This is a genomic window from Pseudomonas caspiana (genome assembly GCF_002158995.1).
Taxonomy (GTDB): Bacteria; Pseudomonadota; Gammaproteobacteria; order Pseudomonadales; family Pseudomonadaceae; genus Aquipseudomonas; species Aquipseudomonas caspiana.
Map to the genome: position 1 here is coordinate 79,794 of NZ_LOHF01000020.1, position 13,088 is coordinate 92,881.

The 13,088-nt window shown below is 58.2% G+C and carries 14 protein-coding genes and 1 other RNA gene; 8 read left to right on the plus strand and 7 right to left on the minus strand.

Annotated elements, in window-relative coordinates; all coding sequences use genetic code 11:
• Window positions 1-82: 82 nt before the first annotated feature.
• Both glpT and AUC60_RS20600 read right to left on the minus strand, forming a co-directional pair.
• A complete protein-coding gene (gene glpT, locus AUC60_RS20595; protein ID WP_087271933.1) occupies window positions 83-1,420 on the minus strand; it encodes a glycerol-3-phosphate transporter in 1,338 nt (445 codons plus the stop codon).
• 153 nt (window positions 1,421-1,573) lie between these two features.
• Window positions 1,574-2,551: an NADPH:quinone oxidoreductase family protein gene (locus AUC60_RS20600; RefSeq protein ID WP_087271936.1), complete on the minus strand. Its 978-nt coding sequence runs from the start codon at window positions 2,549-2,551 to the stop codon at window positions 1,574-1,576.
• 132 nt (window positions 2,552-2,683) lie between these two features.
• Here AUC60_RS20600 and AUC60_RS20605 point away from each other — a divergent pair, with 132 nt between their 5' ends.
• Window positions 2,684-3,094, plus strand: coding sequence for a flagellar basal body-associated protein FliL (locus AUC60_RS20605; protein ID WP_087271939.1), 411 nt, complete (start codon window positions 2,684-2,686; stop codon window positions 3,092-3,094).
• Between the two features lie 3 nt (window positions 3,095-3,097).
• On the opposite strand, the gene AUC60_RS20610 is transcribed toward AUC60_RS20605, so the two are convergent.
• A complete protein-coding gene (locus AUC60_RS20610) occupies window positions 3,098-3,547 on the minus strand; it encodes an EVE domain-containing protein (protein ID WP_087271942.1) in 450 nt (149 codons plus the stop codon).
• A 194-nt stretch (window positions 3,548-3,741) separates the two neighbouring features.
• Between AUC60_RS20610 and AUC60_RS20615 the strand changes: the two genes are divergently transcribed.
• The gene (locus AUC60_RS20615; protein ID WP_087271945.1) at window positions 3,742-3,894 is read left to right on the plus strand and encodes a hypothetical protein; all 153 of its coding nucleotides are present in this window, start codon (window positions 3,742-3,744) and stop codon (window positions 3,892-3,894) included.
• A gap of 137 nt (window positions 3,895-4,031) precedes the next feature.
• Here AUC60_RS20615 and AUC60_RS20620 read toward each other — a convergent pair whose 3' ends face one another.
• The 4 genes from AUC60_RS20620 to AUC60_RS20635 all read right to left on the minus strand — a co-directional run bounded on the left by AUC60_RS20620 (window position 4,032) and on the right by AUC60_RS20635 (window position 5,488).
• Window positions 4,032-4,634, minus strand: a complete 603-nt coding sequence (locus tag AUC60_RS20620; RefSeq protein ID WP_087271948.1) for a 5-formyltetrahydrofolate cyclo-ligase — start codon at window positions 4,632-4,634, stop codon at window positions 4,032-4,034.
• A 109-nt stretch (window positions 4,635-4,743) separates the two neighbouring features.
• Window positions 4,744-4,922: non-coding RNA, 6S RNA (gene ssrS / locus AUC60_RS20625), on the minus strand.
• A gap of 30 nt (window positions 4,923-4,952) precedes the next feature.
• Entirely contained in the window at window positions 4,953-5,282 is a 330-nt protein-coding gene (locus AUC60_RS20630) for a cell division protein ZapA (protein WP_027902405.1), read from the minus strand.
• The gene (locus tag AUC60_RS20635; RefSeq protein ID WP_027902404.1) at window positions 5,279-5,488 is read right to left on the minus strand and encodes a TIGR02449 family protein; all 210 of its coding nucleotides are present in this window, start codon (window positions 5,486-5,488) and stop codon (window positions 5,279-5,281) included. Before AUC60_RS20635 ends, AUC60_RS20630 begins: the two co-directional genes overlap by 4 nt.
• A gap of 160 nt (window positions 5,489-5,648) precedes the next feature.
• On the opposite strand from AUC60_RS20635, the gene AUC60_RS20640 reads away from it, so the two are divergent.
• From AUC60_RS20640 to AUC60_RS20665, 6 genes are all read left to right on the plus strand, one after another.
• Complete coding sequence (locus tag AUC60_RS20640; RefSeq protein WP_087271951.1) at window positions 5,649-6,203, plus strand: YecA/YgfB family protein; 555 nt, start codon at window positions 5,649-5,651, stop codon at window positions 6,201-6,203.
• A 76-nt stretch (window positions 6,204-6,279) separates the two neighbouring features.
• Entirely contained in the window at window positions 6,280-7,623 is a 1,344-nt protein-coding gene (gene pepP, locus AUC60_RS20645; protein ID WP_087271954.1) for a Xaa-Pro aminopeptidase, read from the plus strand.
• Complete coding sequence (ubiH, locus tag AUC60_RS20650; RefSeq protein WP_087271957.1) at window positions 7,620-8,807, plus strand: 2-octaprenyl-6-methoxyphenyl hydroxylase; 1,188 nt, start codon at window positions 7,620-7,622, stop codon at window positions 8,805-8,807. The genes pepP and ubiH overlap by 4 nt, the downstream gene beginning before the upstream one ends.
• A 58-nt stretch (window positions 8,808-8,865) precedes the next feature.
• Complete coding sequence (locus AUC60_RS20655; RefSeq protein ID WP_167384384.1) at window positions 8,866-10,080, plus strand: 2-octaprenyl-3-methyl-6-methoxy-1,4-benzoquinol hydroxylase; 1,215 nt, start codon at window positions 8,866-8,868, stop codon at window positions 10,078-10,080.
• A 212-nt stretch (window positions 10,081-10,292) separates the two neighbouring features.
• Window positions 10,293-11,294 (plus strand): extracellular solute-binding protein, encoded by a 1,002-nt coding sequence (locus tag AUC60_RS20660; protein WP_087272046.1) that lies wholly within the window; start codon window positions 10,293-10,295, stop codon window positions 11,292-11,294.
• A 151-nt stretch (window positions 11,295-11,445) separates the two neighbouring features.
• Complete coding sequence (locus AUC60_RS20665; protein ID WP_087271963.1) at window positions 11,446-13,062, plus strand: ABC transporter permease; 1,617 nt, start codon at window positions 11,446-11,448, stop codon at window positions 13,060-13,062.
• The last annotated feature ends 26 nt before the right edge of the window (window positions 13,063-13,088 follow it).

Here is a 13,088-nt window from a genome sequence, read left to right on the forward strand (position 1 = left end):
CGAACTTGTTCGCGAGGCGATATTCCTGATTACGCCGAACCGACGCCTCGCCAACAAGTTGGCTCCTACCGGATGGGACAACTTAACGCGACGCGCTCTCAACCTGCTTGTGCCACAACGTCGGCAGGAGGAAGACGATAGACAGCACGCAAGCACCGATCAGCAGAACGAAACCGCCATCCCAACCGAAGTGGTCAACGGTGTAGCCCATCGCTGCGCTGGCGGCGACCGAACCACCCAGGTAGCCGAACAGGCCAGTGAAACCTGCCGCCGTACCCGCGGCCTTTTTCGGTACCAACTCCAGCGCCTGCAAGCCGATCAACATGACCGGGCCGTAGATCAGGAAGCCGATGGACACCAGGGCGATCATATCAACGGTCGGATTGCCCGGCGGGTTCAGCCAGTAAACCAGTGTCGCGATGGTCACCAGGACCATGAACACCACGCCAGTCAAACCACGGTTGCCTTTGAAGATCTTGTCCGACATCCAGCCGCACAGCAGCGTGCCCGGAATACCGGCCCACTCATAGAGGAAGTAAGCCCACGAAGTCTTGTCGACGGTGAAGTGCTTGGCTTCCTTCAGGTAAGTTGGTGCCCAGTCCAGAACGCCATAGCGCAGCAAGTAAACGAACACGTTTGCCAGCGCGATGTACCACAGCATTTTGTTGCGCAGAACGTATTTGACGAAGATTTCCTTAGCGGAAAATTCCTCTTCATGGCTGGCGTCGTAGCCTTCCGGATAGTCGTTCTTGTAGTGCTCGATGGGCGGCAGGCCGACCGATTGCGGAGTATCACGCATGGTCGCGAAAGCAAACACCGCCACCAGCAATGCCACAGCGGCAGGCACATAAAACGCAGCGTGCCAGTCATTGGTCCAGCCCATGCCTAGCAGGAACAGCGGGCCAATCAGACCGCCACCTACGTTATGCGCCACGTTCCACACCGACACCACGCCGCCGCGCTCTTTCTGCGACCACCAGTGCACCATGGTCCGTCCGCTTGGCGGCCAGCCCATGCCCTGCGCCCAACCGTTGATAAACAACAGAATGAACATGATCGTCACGCTGGACGTTGCCCAAGGCGCGAAACCAAATATGAACATCACGCCCGCTGAAACCAGCAGACCGAATGGCAGGAAGTAGCGTGGGTTGGAACGGTCGGAAACAATACCCATCAGGAACTTGGACAAACCGTAGGCAATCGCAATTGCCGACATCGCCACACCCAGCTGTCCACGGGTATAACCCTCGTCGATCAGGTAAGGCATCGCCAGCGAAAAGTTTTTACGAAGCAGGTAGTAACCGGCATAGCCGATAAAAATACCCGCGAAGATCTGCCAGCGTAGTCGTCGATACGTACTGTCGACTTTTTCTTCAGGCAGGGGTGCCTGATGTGCGGCGGGACGGAAGAAGGCAAACATCGAGACACTCCATTTTTGTTTTTCTGCGCGAAAGTGAATATTACATTTTCATTACAGAAAAAAGCACTGCTTATTACGCAAGAATTTGCTGTAAACAGGGAGCGTCGCGTGTTGTTTTACGAACATGTCGCCAAATTATCTAGCGGAATCGTTTCACCTGATCCCAACAACTACTTTCCCAACCGCCCGCCTCTCCCCCAACGAATCAATCGCCAGCCCCGCCTCTTCCAGCGGATAAACTTTCGACACCAACGGCTTCAACTTGCCCTGCGCATACCAGCCAAACAACTGCTGAAAGTTCGCGACGTTATCTTCCGGCTGACGTTGCGCGAATGATCCCCAGAACACACCGATAACGGAGGCGCCTTTCAATAGCGCGATGTTGACCGGCAGTTCGGGAATGCGGCCGCTGGCGAAACCAACGACCAACACGCGACCGTTCCAGGCGATGGAGCGAATGGCCTGATCGAAAAGGTCGCCACCCACGGGGTCGTAGATGACGTCGACGCCATTACCGTTGGTGAGGCGTTTGATTTCTTCTTTGAGGTTGGCTTCGCTGTAGTTGATGAGTTCGTCGGCACCTGCGTTTTTGGCGACGGCCAACTTCTCGGCAGAGCTGGCTGCGGCGATGACACGGGCGCCCATGGCTTTACCGATTTCCACAGCGGCGAGGCCGACGCCACCCGATGCACCGAGCACCAGCAAGGTTTCGCCGGGTTGGAGATTGGCGCGTTGTTTAAGCGCGTGCATGGAGGTGCCGTAGGTCATGCTGAAAGCAGCAGCGGTGTTGAAGTCCATGGAGGGCGGCATGGGCAAAACGTTGTATGCGGGTACGGCGACTTGTTCGGCAAAACTGCCCCAACCGGTGAGGGCCATCACTCGGTCGCCGACGTTCAAATGGGTCACTTTTTCGCCAGCAGCAGCCACAACGCCTGCTGCTTCTCCACCAGGGGAAAAGGGAAATGGCGGTTTGAATTGGTACTTGCCTTCGATGATCAATGTGTCGGGAAAGTTGACCCCGGCGGCATGCACCTCCAGAAGGATTTCATTCTTCTTGATTTGCGGGCTGGCGATGTCTTCGAGGACGAGGGTTTCGGCGGGGCCGAACGCTTTGCACAGCAAGGCTTTCATCGGGCTATTCCTTTTGGATTTGTGGCCGATACGTTCAGGTATGTAGATTTTCGGGTCAATGAGCATGATCCGCCCTGATACTCATGCATAAGCTCAAGTAAGCTAGGCGGCAAACCGGATAAGGAGTGGACTGTGAAAGCGTGGATCTTGATGTTGTTGGCCCTGTCACTGCCAACCATGGCGCTGGCTGAAGAAGCGGCCAAAGAAGGTGAGGCGCCCAAGGTTGCCTATGTATCCCTGACGCCACCGTTCGTGGGCAATTACGCACTGGATGGCGGCCCGAAGCTGCGCGTCTTCAAGGCAGATGTCGCCTTGCGTGTGACCGGCCCGGAAGCACAGGCTGCGGTAAAGCGTAACGATCCGCTGATTCGTAACCAGTTGGTGGCGCTGTTTACTCAGCAAACCGTCGACACCATGAGCAGTGCCGAAGCCAAAGAGAAGCTGCGTCAGGAAGCGCTCAAACAAGTTCAGCAAGTCATGAATGACGAAGAAGGCAAGCCGATCGTAGAAGACCTGCTGTTCAACAACTTCATCGTTCAGTAACGGTTAACGCAATGCCAGGATCGCCGCCCACTGTTCGGCGGTCACTGGCATGACGGACAGGCGAGTGCCCTTCTGCACCAGTGGTAATTGTTCCAGCGCGCTTTGCTGCTTCAAATAACTCAGGCTGAGCACTTTCGGAAAGGCTTCGACGAAAGCCACATCGACGGCGCTCCACTGATTTTTTTCAGCCGTGGCTTTGGCATCGAAATAGTGACTCTGCGGATCCAGCGCGGTCGGGTCTGGATAGGCCGCCTGTGTGATACGTGCAATACCCGCAATACCTGGCTCAGGGCAGCTTGAGTGATAAAAGAAGAATTCATCGCCAACCGCCATGGCGCGTAGAAAATTGCGCGCCTGATAGTTGCGGACACCGTCCCAACGCGCGTTGCCGAGGCTTTGCAGGGCACTGATGGAGAGTTCGTCGGGCTCGGATTTCATTAGCCAATAGGCCATGTTTTTTGCTCCTGATAGGGGCTGCGGGCAAGTTGTCAGACAGTTTTATGACAAACCGACAGTCGGCTGACGTCAACGTTTGCGTGTACGCACATGTTGTCGCAGAATGCCGGGATTTTAAGCTCCACGCTGCTGCACGGCCTATTTAAAAACCGATGCTGACATCGTATTGATTTGCCTAAGGAGGGCAGTCAATGAAACGCAAGCCGGATTTACTTTGGATTTTGGTTATTTTGTTCGGCTTGGGTGTCGTCACGACGGGTTATGCGCAAAGCTTGTGGTCCAGCAAGACCGATGCGCCGGTTGAAATCACTCAACAGCAGCAGAAGTATCCTTCGCGGCATTGATTCTCGGGCTGCAGATTACCTTTAGGAGCTCACCGAGATTACGAGGCCAGCGATTGCGGTATGCCTGACGCTCCGCCATCGCTGCCTCGCGTTGCTCGTGAGCTTCTAAAGAGTTTGCATCGTAAAGATAAGACGTTTTACGCCAGATACCACCGGCGATCCGACACTGAGCCATCCAAAGGCACGTCCCAACTGGCTTGCGCCAGACGCTCGACCTTCTGACATTCATGAGCTAGCCCAAGCAATACAGGCTTTTGCCAGACTGTTCTGCGTGAGCGGTATGCCAGGCTGCGATCGTAGAAGCCGCCGCCCATACCCAAGCGCCCGCCTTCATCGTCAAAGCCAACCAATGGCATCAGAATCAAATCCAGCGCCCAGATTTTGCGTTGCTTGGCCAGGCTGATGCGCGGCTCGGGAATGCGGAAGCGGTTGGGTTTGAATTTCTCCCCGGGCTTTACCCGCTGAAACACCATCTTGGTTCGTGGCCAGGCGCTGAGTACAGGAAGGTAAGTCGCCTTGCCGCGCTTCTGCGCCGCACGCAACAACAGGCGCGGATCTATCTCGCCGTCCATGGGTAGATAAAACGAGACGTGCCGGGCGCGACGAAACAAAGGGTGTTGAGCAAGTTGGCGATAGATGCCGCGTGCAGCTGCGCGCTGTTCGCTAGCGCTCAAGGCGCGACGAGCCTGACGTAGCTTTCGGCGCAATTGCTGGCGCGTGGGCGGTGCTTCACTGGTCATGAGAGCGGGACATGCAGACTGATCCATCACGGTTGAACCAGAACCGAGGACGCCAGAGCGACGACCTCGTGGACATTGTCGTCGGTGAACCCGGCGGCAATAAGAATTGAGACTCCCCGACGAACCGCTGTCGGTGTAGCCCTTGAACCCGAAAGTTCAAGGTGGAGATTGCAGGAGGTTTTAAGGCTTTCCGTCGAGCGGACATGCACACCAACCCCAACGTGCAACCCCCGTGGTTGTGCGTATCGGCTCAGGGACATGACCGACTGGCAAGCACTCCAGGGAGCGGCGCGAGTATACCGAAACTTGTCGGAAAATTCAGCCCCGAGGCGCATCCGGAGGCAGATCGGAGTCTGTGGCCAGCACCAGATCAACGCGATCCAGCAGGTCGCGGACCTGTTCACGCGTTGAACCACTGGCCTGCAGGTCTGGCAGATCCTGCTTATGCAGCAAATCGTGAGTAATGTTCAACGCCGCCATTACAGCGATCCGGTCGGCGCCGATTACTTTGCCGCTGCTACGGATTTCACGCATCTTGCCATCCAGATAGCGCGCGGCGCTGACCAGGTTGGTGCGCTCTTCCTGAGGGCAGATGATCGAATATTCTTTGTCGAGGATCTGTACGGTGACGCTGTTGCCATTGCTCATGAGTCTTGCTCCAGGGCCTTGAGGCGCGAAATCATTGTCTCGACCTTCTGCCGGGCGATTTCGTTTTTTTCAATCAAATGAGCGCGTTCTTCGCGCCACGACTTTTCCTGAGCTAATAGGAGTCCGTTTTGGCGTTTTAGTTGCTCGACACGAGTGATCAGTAATTCCAGTCGGGCCATCAGCGCTTGCAGGTCGGTGTCTTCCATTGGTTCCCACTGAATACTTTCTGATGAGTGGCACAGGAGCTGGCTTTACGCCACGGCCTCTGAAGCGCCGCCTACGGCCGTGTAGATGATCTTGTGATCCGGATAGTCTAGGATACAAGGCTTCATTCTAGACACTGAGCCGATTGGCGACTAGCTACCCATGCCCATTCAGAATTCCCCGTACAAAGCATTCGCCACCCTGCTCAACAGCAGCGGTCATCCTGTCTCTCCCGCTGAGCTGCACGGCCTGCTGCTGGGCCGCAGTTGCGCCGGTTCCGGATTCGATTCCGGTGACTGGTTGAACGACGCGGCCGAGTTGCTTGAGTCCGTGCCTGAAGACAATGTCCGCCAGGCCCTGATCGGCTTACAGGAGATGGTCAAAGGCGAGCTCACCAGCGACGACATGACCGTTGTTTTGCTGCTCCCGAGTGACGACGAACCGCTTGCCGAACGCGCCATTGCGCTGGGCCAGTGGTGTCAGGGCTTCCTCACCGGTTTTGGTCTGACGGCAGGTGACACGGCGTTGAGCGCTGAAGCCATGGAAGTGTTGCAGGATCTGGCAGCTATCGCCCAGGTGCAGGACGCGCTGGAAGAGTCCGACGACGGCGAAAGCGATTACATGGAAGTCATGGAGTACCTGCGCGTCGCCCCGCTGCTGTTGTTTACCGAATTCAACAAAGCTGCTGCTGCCGAGCCAAAACCGTCTTTGCATTGATCCTTCATCGCCGCTTTCGCGATCATCGTCCACTCAGACGATGGTCGCGGCGCTTAAAAAGGGAACCCGCCTGCCTATGATCCATATCCCGAAGTCGGAATACGCTCGTCGACGCAAGGCCTTGATGGCGCAGATGGAACCCAACAGCATCGCCATTCTGCCCGCAGCCGCCGTGGCGATACGTAATCGCGACGTCGAGCATGTGTATCGCCAGGACAGCGACTTCCAGTACCTGAGCGGCTTCCCGGAGCCGGAAGCGGTGGTGGTGCTGATCCCCGGCCGGGAATATGGCGAATACGTGCTGTTCTGTCGTGAGCGCAACCCCCAGCGGGAACTGTGGGACGGGCTGCGCGCAGGACAGGAAGGCGCAATCCGCTATTTCGGTGCTGACGACGCATTCCCGATCAACGATATCGATGAAATCCTGCCCGGCCTTATTGAAGGCCGTGACCGCGTTTACTCGGCCATGGGTAGCAATGCAGAGTTTGATCGGCACCTGATGGAGTGGATCAATGTGATTCGCTCCAAAGCCCACCTGGGCGCGCAGCCGCCGAATGAATTCGTTGCGCTGGATCATCTGCTGCATGACATGCGTCTGTATAAATCGGCGGCGGAAATCAAGGTAATGCGCGAAGCGGCAAGAATTTCCGCCCGCGCCCATGTCCGGGCGATGCAAGCCTGTCGCCCTGGGCTGCATGAGTTCAGTCTCGAAGCCGAGCTGGATTACGAATTCCGCAGAGGCGGCGCGAAGATGCCCGCGTACGGCTCCATCGTCGCCTCAGGCCGCAACGCCTGCATCCTGCACTATCAGGAAAACGATGCGCTGCTCAAAGATGGCGATCTGGTGATGATCGACGCGGGTTGCGAGATTGATTGTTACGCCAGCGATATCTCGCGCACCTTTCCAGTCAGCGGCAAGTTTTCCCCTGAGCAGAAAGCGATTTATGAGCTGGTGCTCAACGCTCAGGAAGCTGCGTTTGCGGCCATCGGCCCGGACAAACACTGGAATCAGGCCCACGAAGCGACTGTTCAGGTCATTACCGCAGGCCTCGTGGAGCTGGGTTTGCTCCAGGGCGATGTGGATGAGCTGATCGCCAACGAAGCCTACAAGGCTTTTTACATGCATCGAGCCGGACATTGGCTGGGGATGGATGTGCATGACGTGGGCGACTACAAGGTCGGCGGCGAATGGCGGGTGCTGGAAGTCGGCATGACACTGACGGTCGAGCCAGGCATCTATGTCGCGTCGGACAATCAGCAGGTCGCGAAGAAATGGCGCGGTATCGGTATACGAATCGAGGATGACGTCGTGGTGACCAAAAAAGGCTGTGAAATTCTTACCGGTGACGTACCTAAAACCGTCGCGGAAATCGAGGCACTGATGGCCGCAGCCCGCAATCAACCGGAATTTGCTGCATGAGCCGTTTCAATCTGGCAATCGTCGGTGGTGGCCTGGTCGGCGCCAGCCTCGCCATGGCCTTACAGGCCGGCGCCAAGGAACGCGGCTGGAAGATCGTGCTGATCGAGCAGTTCGCCCCCGGCGATACTTATCAGCCGAGCTACGACGCTCGCTCTTCGGCGCTGTCATTCGGTGCTCGACAAATCTATGAGCGCCTTGGTCTGTGGCAAGCCATCGCCCGCCGCGCCGAGCCTATCCTGCAGATTCAGGTGTCGGATCGTGGTCGGTTCGGGTCTGCACGCTTGTCTGCTATGGAAGAAGGTGTGCCCGCGCTGGGCTATGTGGTGGAGAACGCCTGGCTGGGCCAATGCCTTTGGCAGGGCCTGGACAAAGATGTAGTCAGTTGGCGCGTCCCGGCTGAAGTCAAACGCATGCAAGCGCTGCCGGATGGTTATCGCCTGTTGCTTGACGATGAAACCGAGCTGGAATGCGATCTGGCGGTATTGGCCGACGGTGGCCGTTCAAGCCTGCGTGAACAATTGGGCATCGGTGTTCGCCAGCGTCCTTACAATCAGAGCGCGCTGATCGCCAATATCACCCCGAGCGAAGCCCACTGCGGTCAGGCGTTCGAACGTTTCACCGATGAAGGACCAATGGCTTTATTGCCGCTGCCGGAAAATCGTTGTGCGCTGGTCTGGACGCGTACGGGGTCGGACACTCAGCGCTTGCTGGAACTGGACGACCGCAGCTTCCTCAGCGAACTGCAGAACGTGTTCGGTTATCGCCTCGGCACGCTGCAGCAGGTTGGAGTGCGGCATGTGTATCCGCTGAACCTCATCGAAGCGGAAGAACAAGTCCGCTCACATCTGGTCGTACTCGGTAACGCGGCGCACAGCCTGCACCCGATTGCGGGGCAGGGTTTTAACCTGTCGCTACGGGATGCAAACGCCTTGGCGCAGACGTTACTGGCCAGCGATACGCTGCCGGGCGATCTGCCAACATTGCAGTTGTATCGCGAGCAACAGCGAGTGGATCAACAGCTTACGGTCGGCTTTTCTGATCAAGTCACGCGCCTGTTTGGCAGTAATGAGCCTCTGGTGGCTGCCGGTCGTAACATCGGTCTGCTAGGGCTTGATCTACTGCCTCCGGCCAAGCGCTGGTTTGCGCGTCAGGCGATGGGCCTGGGGACTCGGCCCAATGTTTGATTTACGCCTTATTACTCACCGGCTCACGCCTTCAGCGGGAACGATTTAAAGCATGGAAATCCGCGCAGATCTGCTGATTGTCGGGGCCGGAATGGTTGGCAGCGCTTTGGCGCTGGCGCTACAGGGCAGCGGCTTGAACGTTGTCGTGGTTGATGGCAGCCCGCTGAGCGTCAAACCCTTCGACGCTCAGGCGATGTTCGAACCCCGGGTCAGCGCATTATCCGCCGCCAGCCAGCGGATTCTGCAACGTCTGGGTGCCTGGGAAGGCATTGCCGCTCGGCGCACCAGTCCTTACGGTGAAATGCAGGTCTGGGATGGCAGCGGCACCGGCCAGATTCACTTCTCGGCAGCCAGCGTACATGCCGACGTGCTCGGGCACATCGTGGAAAACCGTGTCGTGCAGGACGCCCTGCTGGACCGTCTGCATGACTGCGATATCGGCCTGTTGGCCAACGCGCGGCTGGAACAGATGCGGCGCTCCGGTGATGAGTGGCTGCTGACGCTGGCTGATGGTCGTCTATTGCGCGCGCCTCTAGTGATTGCTGCTGACGGCGCCAACTCGGCAGTCCGTCGCCTGACCGGCACTCAAACCCGTGAGTGGGATTACCAGCATCACGCCATCGTGACCAGCGTGCGTACCAGCAATTCGCACCGTAAAACTGCCTGGCAGCGCTTTACCGACAATGGCCCGCTGGCTTTCTTGCCGTTGCAGCGAGAGGGTGAACATTGGTGCTCCATCGTCTGGTCGGTCACCCCAAAGGAAGCCGAGCGGCTGACGGCGCTGGACGATGATGCGTTTTGTCGCGAGCTTGAACGGGCCTTCGAGGGCCGTTTGGGCCCAGTGCGTGCCGCCGACCCTCGCGTGTGTGTGCCGTTGCGCCAGCGCCACGCCAAGCGTTATGTCGCCGAAGGCCTGGCGTTGATTGGGGATGCCGCACACACCATCCACCCGCTGGCCGGGCAAGGGGTGAATCTCGGCTTTCTCGACGCGGCAGTGCTGGCCGAAGTGCTGCTGCATGCCCATGAACGTGGAGAGCGACTGGCCGACGTGCGAGTACTAAGCCGCTTCGAGCGCCGCCGCATGCCTCACAATCTGGCGCTGATGGCGGCGATGGAAGGTTTTGAGCGGTTGTTTCAGGCTGACCAACTGCCATTGCGCTGGCTACGCAATACCGGGCTGAAAATGGTTAATCAGGTTCCGGAAGCCAAGGCAACATTCGTGCGCCAGGCACTGGGCTTGAGCGGGGATTTGCCGGAGTTGGCGCGTCTGTAGGCCGCAATGCATCTGTGGGGGCCGAGCTTACTCGCGATAAAAGCTGGATGCGGTTCACTCTGGATCGCATCGCCCTTATCGCGGGCAAGCCCGGCTCCCACAGATAGTGTCCGATGCTCGCCAGCTGCAACATTCTGTTACGCGTCTATCCAGACTTGGCAAATGGGATTCACTACCATTTCGCCTCATTTTGCGAACGCGAGACCCTCCCCATGCAGGCAAGCAAGCGTCTTCTGGCTGCTTTGACACTGACAGTGCTTGGCAGCACCGCCCAGGCTGCCGAAGAGGTAGTGGTTTACTCCTCCCGGATTGATGAACTGATCAAGCCGGTGTTTGACGCGTATACCGCCAAGACCGGCGTGAAGGTCAAGTTCATCACCGACAAGGAAGCGCCACTGATGCAGCGCATCAAGGCCGAAGGCGAGAACGCCACGGCCGATCTGCTGCTCACCGTCGATGCGGGCAACCTTTGGCAGGCCGAGCAGATGGGTATTCTGCAGCCGTTCACTTCGCCGGTGATCGACGCCAATATTCCTGCGCAGTATCGCTCGTCGACTCACAGCTGGACCGGCCTGAGCCTGCGGGCCCGGACCATCGCCTATTCGACTGATCGCGTTAAGCCAGAAGAGCTGACCACTTACGAAGCTTTGGCCGGCAAAGACTGGGAAGGTCGCTTGTGCCTGCGTACAGCGAAAAAAGTTTACAACCAATCGCTGACCGCTACTTTGATTGAAACCCATGGTGCAGAAGCGTCCGAGAAGATCCTCAAGGGCTGGGTAAACAACCTGTCCACCGACGTGTTCTCGGACGACATCGCTGTGCTGGAAGCGATCAACGCCGGGCAGTGCGACGTCGGCATCGTCAACACTTACTACTACGGGCGTCTGCACAAGGATAATCCTGATCTGGCGGTGAAGTTGTTCTGGCCGAATCAGTCAGACCGCGGCGTACACGTCAACCTGTCCGGTATTGGCCTCACCAAATACGCTCCCCATCCGGAAGCTGCCAAGGCGATGGTCGAGTGGATGACCGGTCCCGAGGCGCAAGCGATCTTCGCGGGCACCAATCAAGAGTTCCCGGCCAACCCGAAAGTCGCCCCCTCCGAAGAAGTCGCGAGCTGGGGTCAGTTCAAGGCTGATACCATCCCGGTCGAAATTGCAGGCAAGCGCCAGGCCGAAGCGATCCGCATGATGGATCGGGTGGGTTGGAACTGATTACCTCCTGAAAGCATATTTCTCCTGTGGGAGCAGAGCTTGCTCGCGATAAGGGCACTGCGGTATCAGATAGACAGCGTCGCTGATATCGCGAGCAAGCTCTGCTCCCACATGAGTCTCTGAAAGCCTGATTTCTCCATAGAGAGCCCTCTTGGCCCATCCCGCTCAACGCCGCTGGTACCCGCTGGTCTTCGCCATCGCTGCATTGGTGCTGCTGCCGCTCAGCGTTCTGCTGCTGTCCTGGCAAACCATCGACATGCAGATCTGGTCACACTTGTGGGAAACCCAGATGCCCCGCCTGCTGGGCAACACCCTGACCCTGATTCTGGGTGTGGGCGTTGGCGTCACACTGCTGGGCGTCAGCCTGGCGTGGCTCACCAGCCTGTGTGAATTCCCCGGTCGACGCTGGCTGGATTGGGCGTTGATGCTGCCGTTTGCGATTCCCGCTTATGTGCTGGCGTTTGTATTTGTCGGCCTGCTGGATTTTGCAGGTCCCGTACAGACACTGCTGCGCGATTGGTTCGGCACCGGGTTGCGACTGCCAAGGGTCCGCTCCACCGGCGGCGTGATCATCGTACTGGTGCTGGTGTTTTACCCCTACGTGTATCTGCTCGCACGTACCGCTTTTCTTGCCCAGGGCAAAGGTTTGATGGAGGCTGCGAGAGTGCTCGGCCAAACGCCGTGGCAAGCGTTCTGGCGCGTTGCATTGCCCATGGCACGTCCAGCCATTGGTGCAGGTGTGGCGTTGGCACTGATGGAAACCCTTGCCGATTTCGGCGCGGTTTCGGTGTTCAACTTCGATACCTTCACCACTGCCATTTATAAAACCTGGTACGGCTTTTTCAGCCTCTCCAGCGCTGCGCAACTGGCCAGCCTGTTGCTGCTGGCGGTGATGATCGTGCTCTACGGCGAGCGCCGAGCCAGAGGTGCCAGTCGGGCGACCAATGAGCGACCTCGGGTCAAGGCGCTTTACCACTTGCGCGGACTCAAGGCCGCCGCCGCCAGCTTCTGGTGTGGACTGGTGTTCCTCTGCGCCTTTGCGGTCCCGCTGCTGCAACTCATCGTCTGGGTCTGGCAACGCGGGCGCTTCGATCTGGATGAACGTTATACCGGGCTGATCCTGCACACCTTGTATCTGGGCAGCATCGCCGCGCTGATTACCGTGAGCGTGGCACTGGTGTTGGCGTTCGCCCGACGTCTGGCCCCGACTCCGGCGATCAACTCCGGGGTTGGCCTGGCTAATCTGGGCTATGCACTGCCAGGTTCGGTGCTGGCTGTGTCAATCATGCTGGCGTTCAGTTATCTGGATCGTGTGCTGGTGATTCCGGTTTCCAGCTGGCTGGGTGGCGCAGGCAAGCCTTTGCTGCTGGGCAGCCTGGCAGCGCTGCTGTTGGCTTATCTGGTGCGCTTCATTGCCGTGGCCTACGGACCATTGGAAAACAGCCTGTCGCGCATCCGCCCTTCGCTTCCGGAAGCAGCACGCAGTTTGGGTGTCAGTGGGCCACGATTGTTTTTCAAGGTGTATCTCCCGCTGCTGGTGCCTGGCGCTCTGAGCGCAGCGTTGCTGGTCTTCGTCGATGTGCTCAAGGAAATGCCCGCCACCCTGCTGATGCGCCCGTTCGGCTGGGAAACGCTGGCGGTGCGCATCTTCGAGATGACCAGCGAAGGCGAGTGGGCCCGCGCCGCTCTTCCCGCCCTGACCCTTGTCCTTGTCGGCTTGTTGCCGGTTATCGGTTTAATCCGACGCTCCGCGCGCCAATTTCGTTAGGTGCGGGTCTAGAGGCTTGCGGCTAC